The organism is Pseudogemmobacter lacusdianii, from assembly GCF_030848395.1.
GTDB classification, from domain to species: Bacteria; Pseudomonadota; Alphaproteobacteria; order Rhodobacterales; family Rhodobacteraceae; genus Pseudogemmobacter; species Pseudogemmobacter lacusdianii.
In genome coordinates this window covers 99563-120059 of sequence record NZ_JAVDBT010000005.1, presented here as the reverse complement: position 1 = coordinate 120059, position 20497 = coordinate 99563, and the positions used below count along the sequence as shown (strand labels likewise).

The window sequence follows — 20497 nt, the reverse complement described above, 5'->3', positions numbered from 1 at the left end:
ATAAGCTAAGCCTCGCCAACGCATCACACAAACGATAAGCTCTACACATTTGTTTAGCCAGACTAACGCATTACACGGATCAACGCAGTCTCACAGCGGAGCAAAAAATGAGCAAAGGTCTGCCCCCCTTGCGTGCTTTGCAGGCGTTTGATGCCTTTGGCCGCACCAGCACCGTGCACGGCGCGGCGCGCAGCCTTGGTGTGACGCCCGGCGCGATCAGCCAGCAGCTGCGCTTATTGGAAGAGCATGTCGGCTTTCCCCTGCTGATCCGTGAGGGACGACGCATCGGGCTGACCCCGGCGGCCCGAATTTACCACGAGATGATCGCGCAAGGCTTCGACCGCCTGACCCGCGCCTCAGATTTCATCCTCGCCCAACGCATGTCTGAAGATCTGGTGATCTCGGGCCTGCCGACGCTTTTGCAAAAATGGCTGCACCCGATCATCCACCGCTTTCAGGCCGCTGCGCAGGACCCGTCGATTCGCATCGTGGCCACCCATCGCGAGACCGATCCCCAGTTGATGGATCACGGCTTTCGCCTGACCTATGGCAATGCCGCTGCGCGCTATCCGCATTCGCGGCTCTTGTTCCGCGACACCTGTTTCCCCGCCTGCTCACCCGAGTTTTTGCAGGCCCACCCCGAGGCCGCAACCGACTCCGGCTTGATGAATGTGCCCTTGATCGAGGTGGATTGGGGCATGGGCGAGACCGCATCGCCCACTTGGACCGAATGGTTTGCAAGGCGCGGGCAGCGGCTGTCGGGCCAGCCCAAAATGGCGACGATCTATTCGCTGTCGAGCTTCGGGCTTGAAGCCGCGATCGCCGGCCAAGGCGTCGTGCTGGCACAGGCCGCCTTTGCCGAGGCCGATGTTGAATCCGGCCGTTTGATCCGGCTTTCGGACGATGCCATGCCGCTCAACGAATCCTATTTCATCTGCTGGGGTGCAGCGAGCTTGGCGCGCGACGTGGCGCGTGAGTTCCTTAACTGGACCATCGCCCAATCTCGCCCGCGGCGCGAGGGCACGGTCAAACCGAAATAGCGCGCAACCGGTCCGGTGCGCGCTATTCTAAGTTTAGGATTTCAAGCTCAACACCTTGCCGGGGTTCAAAAGATTGCCCGGGTCCAGTGTGCGTTTAAGCTGCGTCATCATTTGCAGCTTTCCAGCGTCCACCGTCGCGATCAAAGATCCGATCCGCTTTGAACCCACACCATGCTCGGCCGAGAAACTGCCCCCCAGCGCGCGCAGCGGCGCGTAAAGCACCTCTTCCACCGATGCGGTTAGGCCGGGTGCCATCGGCCCCGTGCGGTCCAACACGATATGCAGGTTACCATCGGCCAAATGCCCGAAAACATAAGGCTTAATCCCGCCATCCAGCGCCGCCAGTCCCTGCGTGACATGGTCAACATAGCCCGCAATCTCGGACAGCGGCACCGAGACGTCATAAGAGGGCGCCGCCTTATGGGTGCGATAAAGGACATCGGTGTCCTCGCGCAGCCGCCACAGATCGGCCTCTTGGCGCTTCGATGCGGCAATAATGCCGGTGGCGCTGGGATAGGCCTCAAGGATGCTGCCGAAGATCCCCTCGATGGCGCCCTGCAAAGCGGCCTCATCACCGCCTCCCAGCATCAGCAAAAGATTGACCGGCTGATCGAGCGGGAAGCTCGGCTCTGACCAACCATGCGCCTGCGCCGTCAGCCGGATGTAGCTTTGCCAAAGTCCCTCGGCACCGCGCAGATGCCCAATCTCGGTCTTCATCGCAAGGTTGATCGCCTGAAGCGCGGCGTCAAACGACGGCAGCCCCAAAAGCACCGTGGCCGAGGCTGCGGGCAAAGGCTCAAGCTTCAAAACCACCCGCGTCACAAGCCCAAGCGTGCCTTCCGCCCCGATGAAAAGATGCTTCAGATCGTAGCCAGCGGCGTTTTTCACCACCCGGGTCAGATCGGAGTAGATCTGACCATCCGGCAGCACCGCTTCCAAGCCCAGCACCCGGTGCCGCATCACCCCGTAGCGATGCGCCATGATGCCGCCCGCATTGGTCGAAACCATGCCGCCAATCGTCGCTGTGCCACGGGCTGGCAGGTCGATCCCCGGCTCCAGCCCATGCAGCGCCGCGGCACTTTGCAACACCTCAAGCGGCACGCCCGCCTGCACGACCGCGACACGCTCGTCCGGATAGATGGCTTCAATCTTTGCCATCCGGGTCAATGAGATAACCAACTGCCCCGGTTGCGACAAAGTCCCGCCAACCAGCCCAGTGCCGCCGCCCTCGGGGACAATGCTGACCCCACGCGCGGCACAAAGCTGGACGAGTGCCGCGACCTCTTCGGTCGAGGCGGGCAGTGCCATCAGCTTGGCCCCATGCTCCGGGCCAAGATCCTCGCGCAGATGGCTGGCACCGACGATGCCCGCCAGTTCCTGCCGCAAAGAGATCAGTTCGGAAGATGCGGGGCTGTGGCTCATGCCGCGACCGTAAGCGCGCGCAAAGCCGCGATCAACCGGTCGTTCTCGGCCGGTTTGCCAATGGTCGCCCGCAGCCAGCTTGTATAGCCGGGCTCGCGCCAAGGTTTGACGATGATCCCGGCCATCAGCAGGCTCGTCGCCATCTCGCTGCTGTCGCGCCCGCAGTCAAAGAACAAAAAGTTCGTCTGCGAGGAGGCCGCGCGCAGCCCCATTTCTGCGAAAGCCGCCTCGACGCGCAGCCGCTCGGCCCGCGTCCCCGCGACCGAGGCTTTCATCCAAGCCTCATCCGCCAGCGCCGCTGTGGCCGCAATCTGCGCCGCGCAATTGACGTTGAAAGGCGTCTTTGCGGCGCCGACCACGCGGGCAATCTCGGTGTCCGAGCAGACCGCATAGCCGACGCGCAAACCTGCCAACCCATAGGCCTTTGAGAAGGTGCGCAGCACGATCCAGTTGATGCCGCTGTTGCGCAGCACCTCGATCCCATCGGGTAGACCCGCATCGGCGAATTCGAAATAGGCCTCGTCCAGCACGAACAAGGTGCCGGGCCGGACCGCCGCGATCAGCCGATCAAGCGCATTTTGATCCAGCGCCGGGCCAACTGGGTTCCAAGGCGACGACAGGAAGACCACGCGCGGACCCGCAGCAATCGCCGCCTCCAAGGCTGCAAGGTCAAAGCCCGCCTCCCCCGTCATCGGCACCTTCAAGACCGAGGCACCCGCCGCCAAAGGCTCAATCTCATGCAGGCCAAAGCTTGGCACAACGGTCACAACCTGAGCCTCTGGCGTCAGCACCCCGCGCGAGATCGCGGCAATCATCTCTTCCGAGCCATTGCCCGCCACGATCACGCCCGGCTCAACCCCAAGCCGCGCCGCCAAAGCCTCCCGCAAGGCCGTGCAGGCCGGATCGGCATAGCGCGACGGATCAAAGGCGGCGCTGGCCAAGGCCGCCCGCACCGCCGGAGAGCATCCGTCGGGGTTTTCATTGCTGGCCAGCCGCGCCAGCTCTTCATGGCCACTGATCGCCCGCGCCTTGTCCAGCGACATGCCGGCATTATAGGTCGGCAGGGCCGAGACATGCGGATTGACCTGCAAGGCCGCAGGCCTGAGGTCGCGAGGGGGCGTGTGATTTGTCATGCGCGTCACAGATCCAATACGAGGGCGGTCTTTGGCCGAGAGCAGCAAAGCAGAACCTCGCCCTCGCCCATCTCATCCAACGGGTCTTCGAAATAGCTCACCTCGCCCGAGAGGCTGCGCGCAACGCAGGTGCCGCAGATGCCGGCGCGGCAGCTGAAGTCCGGCGTCAGCCCGGCATTCTCGGCCAGATCAAGGATCGAGCCAGTCGCATCATCCCAAGCCACCGTGATCCCCGACTTGCGGAATTCGACGGTGATCGCCTCCCCCGCTTCAGCCGGTGCAGCGACAGGGGCTGCCGCAACGATAGGCTTCACTTCGGTATCAAGCACCGTGGCGGGGCCAAAGAATTCATAGGCTATGCGGTCCTTGGCCACGCCAAGCCCGCGCAATGTCTGATAGACCGCCTGCATGAAGCCGGGTGGGCCACAGAGGTAGAACTCATAATCATCAAGGCACAACAGCTCTTGCAGCACCTCGCGGGTGATCACACCCTCGCCGTGGAAATGGCCCGCAGAGCGGTCTGCATCCAGCGGCATGCGGTAGCGGTAATGCGCCGCAAGTCCCGCGCGCTGCCCGATCACCGCATCCACTTCACGGCGCAAAGCATGGACATCGCCATTCTCACAAGCATGTACGAACAGCGCGCGACGCTCTGAACGCTGCGCCAAAGCATGCAGCATCGAGACCATCGGCGTCAGCCCAACGCCACCGCTGAGCAAGACCACCGGGCGATCGCTTTGCTCATCAAGCACAAACTCACCGCGCGGACCTTCGACGCTGAGGACATCGCCGATTTCAACCTGATCATGCAGGTGGTTTGAGCCGAAACCCACCGGCAGATCCGGCCCCGCCGCAGGCTCTCGCTTGACCGAGATGCGGTAGCGCATCTGGTCATCCGGCGCCCCCGAAAGGCTATAGTTGCGCAGCACATAGCCCTTGTCGTTCTCGGCCGGGAACTTGAAGACCAGAAACTGGCCCGGCCGGAAGGACGGCAGTACACTGCCGTCCTCCGCCTCAAGGTAGATCGAGGTGATCAAGCTGCTCTCGACGGTTTTCGCAACCACTTTCAGGCCGCGAAAACCAGCTTTCCCCGAAGCGGGCCGGTCGTTGGCAGTCATCACTCAGCCGCGACTTTCTGTGCCTGTTCGGCCTCGATCATCTTGGCAAGGTTGCGGCGGAAGCGCAGCGGACCCACGTCGATCTTCAGATCAAGGTTCGGGGTTTGCTTTTCAGCCATACCCTTATGCACCGCCGTCAGCACAGCGCGATCTTCATCAAAGGCGCCACGCACCGAAACCGCAAACTGACGCGACACTTCTGCGTCGTTCGGAGCGAAGTTGCGCATCTGGAACCAATAGTATTTGGTCGTGTTCTCGTCGATCGGCGTCATGAAGTTATAGCTGTCCATCAAGAAGGTATCATCGACGAACGGACGGCCCTCACCACCGGCACCGGCGGGCGAGAAGATCGACTTGATGATGGCATGGCTGGGATAGTGCACTTCATAGTGCTGCTTGCGGTCGCAGTTGCCTTTGAACTTCAAGAAAGGCGCATAGAAGGGCGCAGGCTCAACATCCATCATCCAGCGCCAGACGGTGACGCCCTTTTCGCCGATGGTGGTCTCAAGCGGAGCCTCTTCGGTCGCGGCATTGCCGAAGGAGGTTTGGTGAACCCAAGCCACATGCGACGGGTCCAACAGGTTGTCGGTCATGTAAAGGTAGTTGCAGTTGATCTGCATAGAGTCGCCACGGTTCACGCCCCAAGCCGGGTCGCCCCAATGGTCGACTTCAAAGATCAGCGCGGGATCAGCCTTGTCGGCATCGCCCATCCAGACCCACAAAAGGCCATAACGCTCTTCGATCGGGTAGGACCGCACGCAAGCCACATGCGGGATCTTCTCAACGCCGGGCACGCGGGTGCAAGTGCCGGTGCTGTCAAAGGTCAGGCCATGATAGCCGCACTCAACCGTATCACCTTTGATTCGTCCCATCGACAACGGCAGCTTGCGGTGCGGGCAGGCATCCTCAAGAGCGGCCACTTGACCGTTGAGTTTGCGATAAAGGACGATGTTTTCGCCAAGCATTTTGACGGGGAAGAGGCCAGTGCCGACCTCGTGATCCCAAGCCGCCACATACCAGCTGTTGCGCAGGAACATTATAGCCTCCGAAATTTATGTATAGACAAAATACGTTATTCTTCGGGCGGCTTAAAGAGATCAGTTCTAACGCAATCTTTAGATTAGCTAAATCAAGTAGCCTCAAGTCTGCGCCGCAATCCCCCTGGAAAGGTCCTCATTTCATGGCTTTTCAGAGAGCTTTTTGCGCAAGGTGATGAAAAAGTTGGCACAGAACGTTGCCTCGAAAACCCAGCAACGCTGCGCCAAAACATCCAAATGAGGCCCTTAGTAGCGGCCCGTCATCTGGTAATCCGGGCGATGTAGAAGCGTGACATAGGCCACCACCTCATCGCGCCAGATCGTGCGCCGATCAACGCGAAAGAGCGCATCGCCCAGCGCCGATTTCAGCAGCCTTGCCTGCTCTTTCGTGGCCAGCGCCGCCGACATGCTGACCTCAACGTCCGAAAAGGGCACCTGCTGCACCAACCATTCCATCGGGCCGTTCTGGGTGAAATCCGCCTCGCGCGCAGCGGGCGTCGCCGCCAGATTGATCCAGCGATCCTCCAATTGGTAGGGCTCACCATCCGCCGAATGCAGGCAGATCACATGCATCACCTCGGCCCCCGAGGTCACATTCAGCCGCTCTGCCAACCAATCTTGCGCCGGCACAATCTCTGACATGAGCAGTGTGTGCCCATAGGCCGAGCCGCGCTCAGAGATCTCGCGCTGGGTCAGAGGCACCGCAAAACGCACCGTGCGCACCGGCGCTTTGCGCACCCGCGTGCCAGCCTTGCGCCGCCGCTCGATGATCCCCTCATCCACCAGCTCGCGCATCGCTCGATTGACGGTTGCACGCGCAGCCTTGAACTCTTGCGCAAGCTGTTGTTCGTTCGGCACCAAGCTGCCGGGCAGCCATTCTCCACCCAGGATTCGCCGTAATAAATCTGCCTTGATCTCACGATAAGTCGCCGAACGCATCACGCCGCCCCTCAACTGCTCAAGTTTGAAGCGCGCTCAAAATGCAAGCAACAATTAGGGGTGTCGAGCCAATATTTTACTAGACTGCGCGGCAAACTTCTGGATTATGACTATACATAACGAAAGAAGTCCTGCCAGAATGCCAACCAAATTGTCACCGATTCCGCTTCTTGTGCTCAGGCGACTGGGCATCGGTCTCCTGACACTGCTCATCGTGTCAGCCGTGATTTTCTGGGCGGTTGAGCTTTTGCCCGGCGACATCGCCACCGAGGTGCTGGGCCAATCCGCCTCGCCCGAGACGATTGCCGCCTTCAAAGAGCAATTTGGCCTGACCGATCCGCCGATGACGCGCTATCTGGCTTGGCTGGGCAATGCGGTGCAGGGCGATTTTGGCCTGTCGCTGGCAAACCGACGTCCGATTGCAGATCTGATTTCGGACCGCGCCTTCAACACCTTCTTCTTGGCGGGTTATGCTGCCGCGATCGCAGTGCCGCTTTCGGTGGGCCTTGGCCTCTTGGCAGCGCTATACCGCGGCGGCCTGCTGGACCGCTGGATCTCGGGCACCACGCTCACGGTGATCTCCTTCCCCGAGTTCTTCGTGGCCTATATCCTGATCTTGCTCTTTTCAGTACAATTGGGCTGGTTCCCCAGCCTTGCCAACGTGACCCCGGACATGACCTTGGCGGATCGGCTGCACACCGCCTTCCTGCCGGCGCTGACGATGGTCTTGATCGTGGCCGCGCATATGATGCGGATGACCCGCGCAGCGATCGTGAACCTGCTCGCCCTGCCCTATATCGAAATGGCCGAACTTAAGGGCATGAAAGCTTGGCGCGTCATCGCCATTCACGCCTTGCCGAATGCGGTCGCGCCGATTGTCACCGTGATCGCGCTAAACCTTGCCTATCTTATCGTCGGCGTCGTGCTGGTCGAAGTGGTCTTCGTCTATCCCGGCCTTGGCCAATTGCTGGTCGACAGCGTGGCAAAGCGCGATATGCCCGTGGTGCAGGCCGCCTGCCTGATCTTCGCGGCGACCTATATTCTTCTCAACTTGGTTGCGGACCTGATTGGCATTGCCTCTAACCCGCGCCTTCTGCACCCGAGGTAATCTCCATGGCGCTTAGCCTTTCAGCCATGCGCAGTGCTCCGTTCTCGGCAAAGCTCGGGATGAGCTTGATCCTGCTCTACGCCGTGCTTGCCATCTTCGCCCCCCTCATCGCGCCCTACGCCGAGCAAGAGGTCGTCGGGCCCACCTATCAACCTTGGGTCGCGCCCTATTACCTTGGCACCGACGCCTTGGGCCGAGATGTGCTGTCGCGGCTGATCTATGGCGCCAGAAACACCGTCGGCATCGCCTTGATGGCCACCGGCTTGGCCTTCTTAATCGGCTCCACCCTAGGGCTGGTGGCCGCCACGATGGGCGGCTGGGTCGACACCGCGCTGTCGCGGCTGGTCGATGTGCTGATGGCGATCCCTTCGCTGATTTTCGCCCTGCTGATCCTCACCATCACCGGCACATCCGTGGTGGCGCTGATCTTGGTCATCGCCGTGCTCGACAGCACCCGCGTCTTCCGCCTGTCGCGCGCTGTGGCGCAAGGCATCCTAACCTTGGACTATATCGAAGTCGCGCGGATGCGTGGCGAGGGACTGGGCTGGATCGTCCGCCGCGAGATCCTGCCCAATGCCGCCGCACCGCTGATCGCGGAGTTTGGCCTGCGCTTCTGCTTTGTCTTTCTCTTTATCGCCGCCCTCAGCTTCCTTGGTCTAGGGTTGCAACCGCCGACAGCGGATTGGGGCTCGATGGTGCGCGAAAGTGCGCGCCTGATCTCCTTCGCCAACTTCTCAAGCTGGCAAACGGCAACCTTCGGCCTGGCTCCGCTCCTGCCTGCGGCCGCCATCGCGATCCTGACCGTCTCGGTCAATCTGGTCGTCGATTGGGTGCTGCACCTTTCCAGCGGATTGAAGGACTGAACCATGGAAAAACTGTTGGAAATCCGCGACCTCCGCATCGAAGGCCGCGGCAGCAATGGCTGGAATGAGATCGTCAAAGGCGTCAGCCTTGATCTGCACCGCGGCGAGGTTCTGGGGCTGATCGGCGAAAGCGGCGCGGGGAAATCCACCCTTGGTCTGACGGCAATGGGCCATGTGCGCCCCGGCTGCCGCATCTCAAGCGGTTCGATCCGTTTTGACGGGCAAGAGCTGGTCGGTGCTTCGACGGAAGAGCTGCGCAAGCTGCGCGGCCGCCGCATCGCCTATGTCGCGCAATCCTCGGCCGCCTCCTTCAACCCGGCTTGGCGCATCATCGCACAGCATTGCGAGGCCCCGATCCGACACGGCGTCATGTCGCGCAGCGAAGCCGAGGCGGAAGCCGTACGCCTTTACAGTGAGATGCGCCTGCCCGACCCCGATCAGATCGGCTTTCGCTTCCCGCACCAGATCTCGGGCGGGCAATTGCAGCGCGCGATGACCGCGATGGCGATGGCCTGCAAGCCGGACCTCATCATCTTTGACGAACCGACCACCGCGCTGGACGTCACCACCCAGATCGAGGTTCTCGCCGCGATCCGCGACATCGTGCGCAACCACGGCTCGGCTGCAATCTACATCACCCATGACCTTGCGGTCGTGGCCCAGATGGCCGACCGCATCAAGGTTTTGCTCAAGGGCGAAGAGGTCGAAGACGCCCCTGCCCGCGAGATGCTGGCCCATCCCAAAGAGGCCTATACCAAATCGCTTTGGGCCGTGCGTGAGTTCCAAGCCTCGCCGCGCGGGCCCCTCCCCGAAGGCCCGCCGCTGCTTGAGATCACCGGCGTCGATGCCTCTTACGGCACCCATAAAGTGCTGGACCGCGTCACCATCGCCGCGCACCGCGGCAGAACCGTGGCCGTGGTCGGCGAAAGCGGCTCGGGCAAGTCCACCACCGCACGCGTGGCAATGGGGCTTTTGCCGCCCACCGCCGGGCTGGTGAAGTTCGACGGCCAAATGCTGCCCGCCAAGAACCGTGACCGCCCGCGCAGCATGCTGAAGCGCATGCAAATGATCCACCAAAGCGCCGACACCGCGCTGAACCCGCGCCACACCATCCGTGAGGTGCTGGGCCGGCCGCTGGAGTTTTACCTAGGCCTGCGCGGCCGCGCCAAGGAAGACCGCATCCGCGAGCTTTTGACCGAGATCGAGCTGGACCCCGATCTTTTCATCAACCGCCTGCCAAGCGAGCTTTCGGGCGGTCAGAAACAACGCGTCTGCATCGCCCGCGCCTTGGCAGCCGAACCCGATTTGATCATCTGCGATGAGGTGACCAGCGCGCTTGACCAAATCGTCGCCGAAGGCATCTTGCGGCTCCTGGACCGGCTGCAACGCGAGCGTGGGCTGGGCTATCTTTTCATCACCCATGATCTCGCGACTGTGCGCGCCATCGCCGATCATGTGGTGGTGATGCAAAACGGCCGTGTGGTTGAGCAAGGCAGCAAAGACGAGATCTTTGCCCCACCACATGCCGCTTATACCGAGCTTTTGCTCTCCTCGGTCCCCGAAATGGACCCCGACTGGCTCGACAACCTGCTCGCGGCCCGTCAGGCCTAAGCTCAGGCGGGCAGGACAAAGGCCCGTGCCCGCCAAAAGCCGCGTTCCATCCCCGAAACCTATCGCGGGGATGGGACGCCGCCCCAACAGGGATCATGCCGCATCAAACGGGCTTTGGCGCAGAAGTCACGCAGCCAGCCCCTGCTCTCGGGCTGGCCGTGATCTCATGCCCCTTGGCAATTGGTAGCGCGCCCTGCTCGCTTCGGGATGCCCTCGCAGATGGAGGGTCGCGCCACGCGCAGGGTCAGCGGCGTCAGAGCTTGCCCATGCGAAAATCCTGATAGGCATCGCGCAACTCGGCTTCGGTGTTCATCACGAAGGGGTCGCCCATTGCGATCGGCTCCTTAATCGGCTCTCCCGCCAAGACGAGGTAATGGGCATCTTCGGTCGCGGCCAGTTGGATCTGCCCTGCATCGGTGGTGAAGATCACCGTTTCAGGGCCTGCCAATTCTTGGAGGCCATTCAGCACCGCGCCACCACTCAAAAGCGCAACCGACACCGCCTGCCCTGCTGGCAGTTCGATGCGGTGACCATCGCCAGCCTGCAGGTAAACGTCCCACAGATGCAAAGGCGAGGCCGTCTGCGCGGGCCCCTCAACACCGCCATACACCCCGCGATGACGCGCAGGCGACTGCGGCCTTCCAGTTCAACCGCTGGGATTTGGCCGCTGGTGAACGTCTGATGCCGCGCATCTTGGTCGAAGATGACCTGCAGGCCCGCCGTTTGGTCACTGTCGATCTGGATTTGCGCGCGCCCGTTGGCCGCATTCATGCCGTGCATTTGGGCAAGAAAGGCATGCGCCCCGTGGTGCGCCACCTGCTCGATTGGTTGGCCACTGCCTATCAAGGGATCTGCCCGCCACGTCCCCGATAGGACGGTCGGCCGCGCTCTCGGCCCTGCCCTTTGCCACCCATCGGCCCCCAAGGCGGCTCAAGCCAACCCGGTCGCCTCGCTGCATTTCTGGGCCCGTCCGCTTGCCCCCATAAATCCTTAAAGTCTGGCGATAAACGCCCTTCGCAACCCCCTCGAGACAGACCTTAAAACCCAGCGCAGCAGTGATATGGACACTCATCTGCCGATTGGATATCGCCGTCGAAATTCTCCCACGGAAGGGTCCGCCATGTCCAATGTGATCGATGCCGGTGATCGCCGCTATGTGGCACGGGGAATTGCCCATATCTCGCTCCAAGCGCCCAAGGAACCGATCAACGTTTCCTTCGTGCTGATGCATCAGTTTACCATGCTGGCCTTCACCTCGGCGATTGAGCCGTTGCGGGTGGCGAACCAACTGGCGGGCCAGGTGCTGTTTCGCTGGAACGTCTATAGTGCGGATGGCAAGCCGGTGCGCTGCTCAAACGGGCTTTCGCTCGTGCCAGATGCTGCCCTGCCCAATCACGCAGCGCCGGGCTATGTTTTGGTCTGTGGCGGCGTCGAGCCAGAATTGGCCTGCAGTTCGACCTTAAGCGATTGGATCCGGGCCCAGTGGCGGCATGGACGCACCGTGGGCGGGCTTTGCACCGGGGCCTATGCTTTGGCACGGGCCGGGATTTTGGATGGGCGGCGGTTCACCCTGCATTGGGAGAACATCCGCAGCTTCACCGAAGTTTTCCCAGATCTGACGCCGGAATGGCAGGTCTTCAGTGTCGACGATCGCATCGTCACCTGTGCCGGTGGGGTGGCTGCGGCCGACCTCGTCTTAAGGATCGTGGACGAACATTTCGGCGGAGAGCTCAGCCAAGCGGTGATGAATATGTGCCTTCTGTCCCGACGCAGGGATGAGGCGGATGAGCAAACCACCTCGCTCAGTTCCCGTTTGGGCACCCGCAACCGGCATCTGGCCAAAGCGGTCACTTATCTTGAAGAGCATATCGAAGAGCCCTTCAGCATCGATGATTGCGCCGATCATGTGGGCGTGTCGCGGCGGCAGATTGAACGTTTGTTTAAAGGCAATCTTGGCGTGACACCGCTGCAATACCTAAACAATCTGCGGCTGCAGAATGGGCGGGCGCTTTTGGCTGAGACCGATCTGAGTGTGCTCGAGACCGCGATCGCCTGCGGCTATCAATCCAGCTCCCATTTCTCGAAAAGCTTTCGCAAGAAATTTGGCGTCTCGCCTCACCGTTTTTCGCATTTCCGCAAAATGCGCGAGGAACCGGCAGAGACCGAAGCCTAAGCAAAAGGGCCAGAGGTTTCCCCTCTGGCCCTTTTCACAACAAGCATCAGATCAATCGGCTTAAGCGGCGGCATTGTGCCGGGTGATGGCGGCCATGATCGCCTCCATCGTCAGCACACCGACCGGCTGGCCGGAGTGATCATCGATCACCGCCAGACGTGTCATCCCGTTCTGCACCATGATCCGTCCTGCATCATCCAAGGTGTTCGAGCCGGACACGCGACCCGCAGGCGGCTCGGCACCGTTCAGCGCAGCCATTGCCGCATCGGCACGAATGACGCGGCCCCGGTTCACTTCACGCACGAAGTTCTCGATATAGGCATCGGCCGGACGCAGAACGATGTCTTGGCTGGTGCCTTGCTGGATAATCTCGCCATCGCGCAGGATGGCGATGCTGTCGCCCAGCCGCAAAGCCTCATCAAGGTCATGGGTGATGAAGACCACGGTCTTGCGGATCTCTTTTTGCAGATCGAGCAGGACGGTCTGCATATCGACCCGGATCAGCGGATCGAGTGCGGAATAAGCCTCATCCATCAGCAAGATCGGCGCGTCATTCGAAAGGGCGCGCGCAAGGCCAACGCGCTGCTGCATCCCGCCCGAAAGCTGGTTGGGATATTTCTTCTCAAAGCCCTTCAGCCCCACCCGTTCGATCCAGCGCATCGCCGCATCGACGCGTTTCGCATGCGGGACGCCTTGGATCTCCAGCCCGTAATAGGTGTTTTCCAGCACGGTGCGGTTGGGCAGCAGCGCGAATTTTTGGAACACCATTGCGGTCTGGTGGCGACGGAATTCGCGCAATGCCTCTTTCGACATCCCCACCACATTCTCACCCCCCACCATCACCTCACCGGCAGTGGGGTCGATCAGGCGGTTGATGTGGCGGATCAGCGTGGATTTGCCCGAGCCGGACAACCCCATGATGACATGGATCTGGCCCGCGGCCATCGACATGTTGATGTTGTTAAGGCCCAGCACATGGTGATGCTGCTCGTTGAGCTCTGTCTTGGTGGCGCCTGCGCGCACCTTCTCCATCAGCTCGGCCGCACGCGGGCCGAAGATCTTGTAAAGGTTGCGGATCTCAATACCGATCTGATCAGCCATGGCTCACCTCCGAATGCTTTTGCAGGCGCTTGCCGAAGGCTTGGCTGACGCGGTCAAAGATGATCGCGATACCGACAATGGCAAAGCCGTTGAACATCCCAAGGGTGAAATACTGGTTCGAGATCGCCCGCAGCACCGGCTGGCCAAGGCCCTGCACGCCGATCATCGAGGCGATCACCACCATCGCCAGAGCCATCATGATCGTCTGGTTGATCCCAGCCATGATGGTCGGCAGCGCCAGCGGCAGCTGCACATTCTTCAGCTTTTGCCAATCCGAAGAGCCAAAGGCGTCGGCGGCTTCCAGCATTTCCTTATCGACAAGGCGGATGCCAAGATTGGTCAGGCGGATCACCGGCGGCATGGCATAGATCACCACCGCAATCAGACCCGGCACCTTGCCGATGCCCAAAAGCATCACCACAGGGATCAGATAGACGAAGCTGGGCATGGTCTGCATCACATCCAGCACAGGGTTGATGACCGCCTGCATGCGGTTCCACCGCGCCATCGCGATCCCAAGCGGAATGCCGATGACGATACAGATGACCGTGCAGACGAAGATCATCGCCAGCGTCTTCATCGTATCGTCCCACATGCCCAGATAGCCGATGAGCAGCATGGTCGCAGCGGTGGCCAAAACGGCTTTGACGCTCCGGCTGCCCAGCCAAGCCACCGCGAGAATGATCGCTAGCGTGATGAGCCAGGGTGTCTGTGTCATGAAGCGTTCGGCCTGCACCATGAAGATGCGGAGCGGCTCAAACATGGCTTCGAACGTGTCACCATAACTGCGGGTGAAGCTTCTAAACGCTTCGTCGATCGTTTTTCTCAGATCTCGCAGATGGTTTTCATCCATCTGCGGGAAATCGGTGAGCCAGCTCATAGGCGAAAGGTCCTAACGGGAAGATGCCCGGCGCAAGGTGCGGGCAGTGGCAAACAAAATGGGCGGCCCCAAACGGGGCCGCCCGCAGGGTAAGAGCAGGTCAGAGCGCGGCTTTTACTTTTTCCGCGACTTCCGGCGAGACCCAGTCCTGCCACAAAGCTTCATTCTCTTTCAGGAAGTGGCGCGCACCATCTTCACCCGTGGCTTGGTTGTCGGTCATCCAAGCCATGACGCCGTTGACGGTGGCATTGGTCCAGGCACGCGTGTTGAGGTAATCCATCACCTCAGCCGGGGCGCTGTCTGCAAAGGGCTTTGCGATAACGGTTTGCACCTTATCTTTCGGCCAATCGTTCGGCTTCGGTTCTGCGCATTCGGCGTTCGAGGTGCAGGACTTCCACTCTTCCGCGTCAAGCGCAGCGCCATGCTCAAGCTTGACCATCTCATACTTGCCCAAGAGCGCGGTCGGTGCCCAGTAATAGCCGACCCAGCCTTCTTGACGCTCGTAAGCGCGGGCGATCGAGCCGTCGAGACCCGCGGCAGAGCCGGTGTCGACCAGATTAAAGCCAGCGGCTTCCGCGCCATAGGCTTTGTAAAGCTGTGCGGTGACGACCGTGCCGCCCCAGCCTTGCGGGCCGTTGTGCACAGCGCCTTTGGAGTCATCCTCGGGATCGGGGAAAAGCTCGGGATGCTTCAGCAGGTCATCGATGGTTTTGATCTGGGGATTGGCGTCTGCCAGATATTTAGGGATCCACCAGCCTTGGACCGCGCCATCCGACAGGATCTCAGCCCCGGCGACAATCTTGCCTTCGGCCAGACCCGCCTGCACGACTTCGGGAATCAGGTCGACCCAACCTTCGGGAGCAATTTGCGGATCGCCCTTCTCCACCATCGAGGTGATGGTCGGCACGGTGTCGCCTTGGATGATCTCTGCCTCGCAGCCAAAGCCGTTGTTCAGGATGAACTGATCTACTGCAGCGGCCAGTTCAGCACTTTGCCAGTTCATGCTGGCAATGGTGATCTCGCCGCAGCCCTCGGCGGCAGCCATGCCGCCCACACCGGAAAGGCCCAGCGCAAGGGCAAGCGGTGCGATAGTCGGTTTCATAGGTTTCTCCCTGTTATGCATTGCAAGCCTCCCCTCAGCTGTTGCTTCAGGGGGCTCGGGCAAGCTCAATGAGCAACAGGCAACGCGCTCAGATCGAGCCTTAAGCGACCTTATCTGTCGGATTGCGACAGCCCCTTGTGGAGCCTTGGCCAAGGCGCCCCAAGGAAGGTTCTCGCGCCGATTGGTCTGAAAAGCAGGCGACCGATGCCTCGCGGGGCAAGCCGCATAAAGGCGCTCACCTAGCGACAGGGGCTGTCAGAGCCGAAAGCCTGCCCGATCGCGCAGCGCAAATGTTGGGCAAAGTTTTGCGAGGAGAGCAGCGACGATCCGCACATCGTGACGCTCACAAATACGCTCGCGCGTAAATTGGGATCTTAGAATGTTCAGAGGAGCGGCGCCCGTGCGGCATGGCCGTAGCCTTGCCCAAGCAGAGGTTCCGGCGGAGCCTGCCAAGATATCGGCAGGAACTCCATCCAGTGCACCGAAAATTTGTTCGTAGATTGAGTTATCAGCAGCTTAGCCGTGCCAACTTAGGATCTGCTCTTCGATCCGGACAGGTCCGAGCGATGCCCGCGCCCCTAAAACCTACAACAACAGAGATTCGTTAGGCCCATTGCCATGGCATGGGCCTAACATTTGTTAACGTCGGTAAGCTAAGGGGGCTTAGCTCGTCGCGATTTCGGCTTTGCTCCGGTTTCTATTGAACAACTTGTTCACCAACACGAAGAACACCGGAACGAAGACGATGCCCAGTAAGGTGCCCGAGATCGTCCCGTAAAGCGTTGCATAACCGATGGCGTGGCGCGCGCCTGCGCCTGCACCTGACGACAGCACCAGCGGCACCACGCCCAAACCAAAGGCAAGCGAGGTCATCAGGATCGGACGGAAGCGCAATTTGGCAGCCTGATAGGCGGCGGTAATCGCATCCTCTCCCAATTGCGACATGCGCTCGCGGGCAAATTCGACGATCATGATGCCGTTCTTGCCCGTCAGGCCAATCACCGTAAGCATCCCAACTTGGAAGTAGACGCCATTGGCCTGCCCACCGATCCAAGCCCCGATCAAAGTCCCAAGGACACCCACGGGCATCGCCAGAATGACCGAGATCGGAATGGCCCAGCTTTCATAAAGAGCCGCAAGGCAAAGGAAGACCGCCGCCAGCGCAAGGACATAGAGCATGATCGCGCCATTGCCGGCCTCTTTCTCTTCCAGCGACAGGCCTGTCCAAACCCAGCTGAAGCCCGGCGGCAATTGTGTCGCCAAACGCTCCATCTCAGCCATAGCTTCACCGGTCGAGACACCGACGGCAGGAGTGCCTTGGATCTCCATTGCTGGTGCCGCATCGTAACGCTTCACTTGCTGCGGGCCATAGATCCACTCTGGTGTCGCGAAGGTGGAAAGGGCCACGAATTCTCCGCGGTTGTTGGGGATACGCCACAAAGCAAAGTCTTCTGGCGTCGTCCGGGCCCAAGGTTCACCCTGCACATAAACCCGCTTCACCCGGCCTTCGTAAAGGAAGTCGTTGACGTAAGACGAGGCCCAAACCGTCGAGAGGAACTGCCCAACATCCGAGGCGGTCAGGCCAACGGCTCCGGCCTTGGCCCAGTCGATGTTCAGCCGCAGTTGAGCCGCATCTTCCACGCCATTGGGACGCACGCCTTGCAAAAGCGGGCTCTGCGCGGCCATGCCCAAAAGCATATTGCGCGCATTCAGCAGCTCTTCATGGGATTGGCCAGAGCGGGCCTGCAAAAAGCCCCCAAAGCCGTTCGAGTTGCCCAGTTCCATCACCGCAGGCGGCGCAATCGGAATGACCAAGGCCTCTGTCATGCCTCCGAAGAGCGGCCCAAAGGCGCGCATGGCGATGGCGTTCGCTTCGTCTTCAGAGGCGGTCCTGACGCTCCAGTCTTTCAGCTTCACGAACATCATCGCCATGTTCTGACCTTGCCCCGAGAAGGAGAAGCCCAGAACCGAGAAGACCGACTCCACATTGTCGCCTTCCGCTTGCAAGAAATATTGCTCAACCTGCTTGGTGACGGCCAAGGTCTGCTCGGTCGTCGCCCCCGAAGGGCCTTGGATGATCGTCATCAACACGCCTTGGTCTTCCTCGGGAAGGAAGGAGGTCGGGGTGCTGTTGTACATCGTCACCATGCCAAAAACGAGCGCGGCATAGATCCCAAGCATCTTAACGGGATTGCTCAGGCCCCATTTTGCCACGCCGCCATAGCCATTGGTCAGGCGGGTGAACTTCGGCTCGAACCAATTGGCATAGCGCGTCGCGATACGGGATTTCTCGCTATGAGGACGCAGCATGGTGGCGCAGAGCGCAGGCGTGAAGACCAAAGCCACGATGACCGAAAGCGCCATTGCGGCCACGATGGTGATCGCAAACTGCTTGTAGATCTCGCCGGTTGAGCCGCCAAAGAAAGCCATTGGCACGAAGACCGCCGACAACACCATGGCGATGCCGATCAAAGCGCCGGTGATCTCGCCCATCGACTTCTTGGTGGCCTCTTTTGCCGGCAGATGCTCTTCCGCCATGATCCGCTCGACGTTCTCGACCACCACGATGGCGTCATCGACCAAAAGCCCGATCGCCAGCACCATCGCCAGCATGGTGAGGGTGTTAATCGAAAAGCCGAAATAGGCCATCACGCCGAAGGTGCCCAAAAGCACGACTGGCACTGCCATTGTCGGGATCAAGGTGGCGCGAAGGTTGTGCAGGAAGATCAGCATCACGAAGAAGACCAAGCCGATCGCTTCGATCAGCGTCATGACCACGGCTTCAATCGAGATCGAGACGAAAGGCGTCGTGTCGAAGGGGATCACATAGCTCACGCCTTCCGGCAAGAAGGGCTCCAGCTCGGCCAAGGTCTCTTTGACCCTCTCTGAGGTCTCAAGCGCATTGGCACCCGAGGCCAGCATGATCGCCATACCGGTCGAGGGCTTGCCGTTGTACAGCGACTTGATCTCATACATCTCGGCGCCAAGCTCGACCCGGGCCACATCCCGCAGCATCACCAAACCGCCATCGGCATCAGCGCGCAGAACCACCCGTTCAAAATCTTCCGGCGTCTTCAGCAAGGATTGCGCGTTGATCGTCGCATTCAAGAGCTGGCCGGCAGGCGCCGGTTGCGCCCCGAAAGCACCAGCAGAGATCTGGGCGTTTTGGCCCTGCACTGCGGCAATGACCTGACCGGGGCTCATGTCATAGGACTTGAGTTTTTGCGGGTCGAGCCAGATCCGCATGGCATATTCAGAGCCGAACACCTGAACAGAACCGACGCCGGGCAGCCGCGAGAAATTCTCGACCATGTAAGAGCTGAGATAATCGGAAAGCGCGACATCCGTCATGCTGCCGTCATCTGAAATCAGCGAGATCACCATCAAAAAGCCGGTCATCGACTTTTGAACGGTCACCCCTTGCCGGGCCACGATCTGCGGCAGTCCTGCCTCGGCTTGCGCCAATTTGTTCTGCACCTGCACCTGTGCAATGTCGGGATCGGTGCCAAGCTCGAAGGTCAGTGTGATCGAGGCTGTGCCGTTCGAAGTGGTCGAGGACGAGATATACCGCAGGCCATCAAGCCCGGTCATCTCCTTCTCAATCACCTGCACCACGGTATCGGCCACAGTTTCCGCCGAAGCGCCGGGATACATCGCGTTGATCACCACCGCAGGCGAGGCGATGGCCGGATATTGCGACACGGGCAGGCGCATGATCGACAGAATGCCGACGCCCATGATCACGATCGCGATCACCCATGCAAAGATGGGGCGGTCAATGAAAAAGCGGGCCATTATTCAGCTGCCTTTTCGGTTTGGGCCGCATCCGTCGTGTCCGTCGCCGTTGCGTCCGTCGCCGTCGGGCCCGTCGCCGCAGCGGCCGGAACCACAGCGACCGGAGCGCCCGGCCCGATCTTTTGGAAGCCAGAGGTGATCACCTGATCGCCTTCTTTCAGGCCCGACGACAGGATCCACAGATTGCCCTCCGAGGTGACGACCTCGACCGGCCGCACGGCGACGGCGCCGGCATCCACGACCCAGACGAAGGTGCCACCCGAGCGATCGCGCATCACCGCGTTTTGCGGCACGGCCACGGCGTCATTCGCCAAGGCTTGCGGCAGATCGACCTCGACATACATGCCCGGCAGAAGGATGTGGTCCGGGTTGGGATAGGCCATCCGCAAGGTGACCATGCCCGTCGTCGGCTCCACCTTGGGCTCGGCCGCCGCCAGTTTGCCTTTCACCGGATAGGTAGAGCCATCGGCCAAGATCAGCGTGGCTTCGCCAGAGGTGCGGACATCCAGCTGATCCAGCGTGGCGTTCCAGCGCAGGATATCCACCGCTGACTGGGTGACATCGACATGCACATTGTTCAGATCGCGGATCGTGGCCAAAGCGGCGGGCTGCTGGGCGGACAACAGCGCCCCAACCGAGACATCCGACAGACCGATCACGCCAGCAATCGGCGCGCGAATGACCGTGCGATCAAGGTTGATCTCGGCGGCCAGCAACTGGGCCTCGGCGGCCATGAAGGCGGCTTCGGCGGCTTGCCGGTTTGCAATGGCGCTGTCGCGTTTCTGGGCGGAGCCTGCGTTATTTTCAAAGAGTTCCAAAGCCCGGCGCTCTTCGGTCTTTGCCAGCTCAAAGCTTGCCTTGGCCTGAGCTACAGCGGCTGAAGCCGCGGCGACCGCGGCGCGATAGCTGTCGTCCTCAATCTCATAAAGCGGCTGACCGGCCTCGACTGTGCTGCCCTCTTCAAAAAGGCGGTTGCGCAGCAGGCCCGAGACTTGCGGGCGAACCTCTGCCACCAAAGCCACTTTGACCCGGCCGGGCAGACGGGTGGTCAGAACATGGTCCTGAACCTGAGCTTCGATCACGGTGACCGGCGTCGGCGGTGCTTCGCCCCCGGGGGCTTGCGCCCAAGCGGGCGAGGTCAAGAGGGCCGTGCTCAGCGCAAAAGCCCGTTTCAT

At 60.8% G+C, this 20497-nt stretch carries 17 protein-coding genes; 6 read left to right on the top strand and 11 right to left on the bottom strand.

From position 1 onward, the window contains the following. Positions 1-107 precede the first annotated feature (107 nt). Entirely contained in the window at positions 108-1040 is a 933-nt protein-coding gene (locus Q9295_RS06555; RefSeq protein ID WP_306679720.1) for a LysR family transcriptional regulator, read from the top strand. Positions 1041-1073: 33 nt separating this feature from the next. Here Q9295_RS06555 and Q9295_RS06550 read toward each other — a convergent pair whose 3' ends face one another. The 5 genes from Q9295_RS06550 to hutC form a co-directional block, all read right to left on the bottom strand. Continuing rightward, positions 1074-2462: an FAD-binding oxidoreductase gene (locus Q9295_RS06550; protein WP_306679719.1), complete on the bottom strand. Its 1389-nt coding sequence runs from the start codon at positions 2460-2462 to the stop codon at positions 1074-1076. After that, complete coding sequence (gene hisC / locus Q9295_RS06545) at positions 2459-3595, bottom strand: histidinol-phosphate transaminase (protein WP_306679718.1); 1137 nt, start codon at positions 3593-3595, stop codon at positions 2459-2461. Before hisC ends, Q9295_RS06550 begins: the two co-directional genes overlap by 4 nt. A gap of 5 nt (positions 3596-3600) precedes the next feature. Further along, positions 3601-4713: a 2Fe-2S iron-sulfur cluster-binding protein gene (locus Q9295_RS06540; RefSeq protein WP_306679717.1), complete on the bottom strand. Its 1113-nt coding sequence runs from the start codon at positions 4711-4713 to the stop codon at positions 3601-3603. After that, the gene (locus Q9295_RS06535) at positions 4713-5750 is read right to left on the bottom strand and encodes an aromatic ring-hydroxylating dioxygenase subunit alpha (RefSeq protein ID WP_306679716.1); all 1038 of its coding nucleotides are present in this window, start codon (positions 5748-5750) and stop codon (positions 4713-4715) included. Before Q9295_RS06535 ends, Q9295_RS06540 begins: the two co-directional genes overlap by 1 nt. A 246-nt stretch (positions 5751-5996) precedes the next feature. Beyond that, complete coding sequence (gene hutC / locus Q9295_RS06530) at positions 5997-6689, bottom strand: histidine utilization transcriptional repressor HutC (protein WP_306679715.1); 693 nt, start codon at positions 6687-6689, stop codon at positions 5997-5999. Between the two features lie 151 nt (positions 6690-6840). Here hutC and Q9295_RS06525 point away from each other — a divergent pair, with 151 nt between their 5' ends. Genes Q9295_RS06525 through Q9295_RS06515 form a run of 3 tightly spaced genes read left to right on the top strand, consistent with a single transcriptional unit; the run spans position 6841 to position 10271 of the window. After that, positions 6841-7797 (top strand): ABC transporter permease, encoded by a 957-nt coding sequence (locus tag Q9295_RS06525; protein WP_373457439.1) that lies wholly within the window; start codon positions 6841-6843, stop codon positions 7795-7797. Positions 7798-7802: 5 nt separating this feature from the next. Then, the gene (locus Q9295_RS06520; protein ID WP_306679713.1) at positions 7803-8660 is read left to right on the top strand and encodes an ABC transporter permease; all 858 of its coding nucleotides are present in this window, start codon (positions 7803-7805) and stop codon (positions 8658-8660) included. 3 nt (positions 8661-8663) lie between these two features. Beyond that, positions 8664-10271, top strand: a complete 1608-nt coding sequence (locus Q9295_RS06515; RefSeq protein ID WP_306679712.1) for an ABC transporter ATP-binding protein — start codon at positions 8664-8666, stop codon at positions 10269-10271. Between the two features lie 253 nt (positions 10272-10524). Here the strand turns inward: Q9295_RS06515 and Q9295_RS06510 are convergent, their stop codons facing one another. Beyond that, complete coding sequence (locus Q9295_RS06510) at positions 10525-10881, bottom strand: pirin-like C-terminal cupin domain-containing protein (RefSeq protein WP_306679711.1); 357 nt, start codon at positions 10879-10881, stop codon at positions 10525-10527. A gap of 71 nt (positions 10882-10952) precedes the next feature. Between Q9295_RS06510 and Q9295_RS06505 the strand changes: the two genes are divergently transcribed. Together Q9295_RS06505 and Q9295_RS06500 are read left to right on the top strand one after the other, a co-directional pair. Next, positions 10953-11144 (top strand): type 2 periplasmic-binding domain-containing protein, encoded by a 192-nt coding sequence (locus Q9295_RS06505; RefSeq protein WP_306679710.1) that lies wholly within the window; start codon positions 10953-10955, stop codon positions 11142-11144. A gap of 247 nt (positions 11145-11391) precedes the next feature. Then, on the top strand, positions 11392-12444 hold the full coding sequence (locus tag Q9295_RS06500) for a GlxA family transcriptional regulator (RefSeq protein WP_306679709.1): 1053 nt from the start codon (positions 11392-11394) through the stop codon (positions 12442-12444). A 60-nt stretch (positions 12445-12504) separates the two neighbouring features. Here Q9295_RS06500 and Q9295_RS06495 read toward each other — a convergent pair whose 3' ends face one another. The 5 genes from Q9295_RS06495 to Q9295_RS06475 form a co-directional block, all read right to left on the bottom strand. After that, positions 12505-13545 carry a quaternary amine ABC transporter ATP-binding protein gene (locus Q9295_RS06495; RefSeq protein WP_306679708.1) on the bottom strand — a complete coding sequence of 347 codons (1041 nt, stop codon included), beginning with the start codon at positions 13543-13545 and terminating at the stop codon, positions 12505-12507. After that, complete coding sequence (locus tag Q9295_RS06490) at positions 13538-14425, bottom strand: ABC transporter permease (RefSeq protein ID WP_306679707.1); 888 nt, start codon at positions 14423-14425, stop codon at positions 13538-13540. The genes Q9295_RS06495 and Q9295_RS06490 overlap by 8 nt, the downstream gene beginning before the upstream one ends. Positions 14426-14525: 100 nt before the next feature. Further along, positions 14526-15527, bottom strand: coding sequence for an ABC transporter substrate-binding protein (locus Q9295_RS06485; protein ID WP_306679706.1), 1002 nt, complete (start codon positions 15525-15527; stop codon positions 14526-14528). 663 nt (positions 15528-16190) lie between these two features. Further along, positions 16191-19322, bottom strand: coding sequence for an efflux RND transporter permease subunit (locus tag Q9295_RS06480; RefSeq protein ID WP_306679705.1), 3132 nt, complete (start codon positions 19320-19322; stop codon positions 16191-16193). Further along, the gene (locus Q9295_RS06475) at positions 19322-20497 is read right to left on the bottom strand and encodes an efflux RND transporter periplasmic adaptor subunit (RefSeq protein WP_306679704.1); all 1176 of its coding nucleotides are present in this window, start codon (positions 20495-20497) and stop codon (positions 19322-19324) included. Before Q9295_RS06475 ends, Q9295_RS06480 begins: the two co-directional genes overlap by 1 nt.

Coding starts and splice junctions, on each gene's coding strand:
- Q9295_RS06540 (WP_306679717.1), bottom strand. CDS start 4,713: ATGACTGCCAACGACCGGCCCGCTTCGGGGAAAGCTGGTTTTCGCGGC.
- Q9295_RS06490 (WP_306679707.1), bottom strand. CDS start 14,425: ATGAGCTGGCTCACCGATTTCCCGCAGATGGATGAAAACCATCTGCGA.
- Q9295_RS06485 (WP_306679706.1), bottom strand. CDS start 15,527: ATGAAACCGACTATCGCACCGCTTGCCCTTGCGCTGGGCCTTTCCGGT.
- Q9295_RS06500 (WP_306679709.1), top strand. CDS start 11,392: ATGTCCAATGTGATCGATGCCGGTGATCGCCGCTATGTGGCACGGGGA.
- Q9295_RS06515 (WP_306679712.1), top strand. CDS start 8,664: ATGGAAAAACTGTTGGAAATCCGCGACCTCCGCATCGAAGGCCGCGGC.
- Q9295_RS06535 (WP_306679716.1), bottom strand. CDS start 5,750: ATGTTCCTGCGCAACAGCTGGTATGTGGCGGCTTGGGATCACGAGGTC.
- Q9295_RS06550 (WP_306679719.1), bottom strand. CDS start 2,462: ATGAGCCACAGCCCCGCATCTTCCGAACTGATCTCTTTGCGGCAGGAA.
- Q9295_RS06520 (WP_306679713.1), top strand. CDS start 7,803: ATGGCGCTTAGCCTTTCAGCCATGCGCAGTGCTCCGTTCTCGGCAAAG.
- Q9295_RS06475 (WP_306679704.1), bottom strand. CDS start 20,497: ATGAAACGGGCTTTTGCGCTGAGCACGGCCCTCTTGACCTCGCCCGCT.
- hisC (WP_306679718.1), bottom strand. CDS start 3,595: ATGACAAATCACACGCCCCCTCGCGACCTCAGGCCTGCGGCCTTGCAG.
- Q9295_RS06505 (WP_306679710.1), top strand. CDS start 10,953: ATGCCGCGCATCTTGGTCGAAGATGACCTGCAGGCCCGCCGTTTGGTC.
- Q9295_RS06555 (WP_306679720.1), top strand. CDS start 108: ATGAGCAAAGGTCTGCCCCCCTTGCGTGCTTTGCAGGCGTTTGATGCC.
- Q9295_RS06495 (WP_306679708.1), bottom strand. CDS start 13,545: ATGGCTGATCAGATCGGTATTGAGATCCGCAACCTTTACAAGATCTTC.
- Q9295_RS06480 (WP_306679705.1), bottom strand. CDS start 19,322: ATGGCCCGCTTTTTCATTGACCGCCCCATCTTTGCATGGGTGATCGCG.
- hutC (WP_306679715.1), bottom strand. CDS start 6,689: ATGCGTTCGGCGACTTATCGTGAGATCAAGGCAGATTTATTACGGCGA.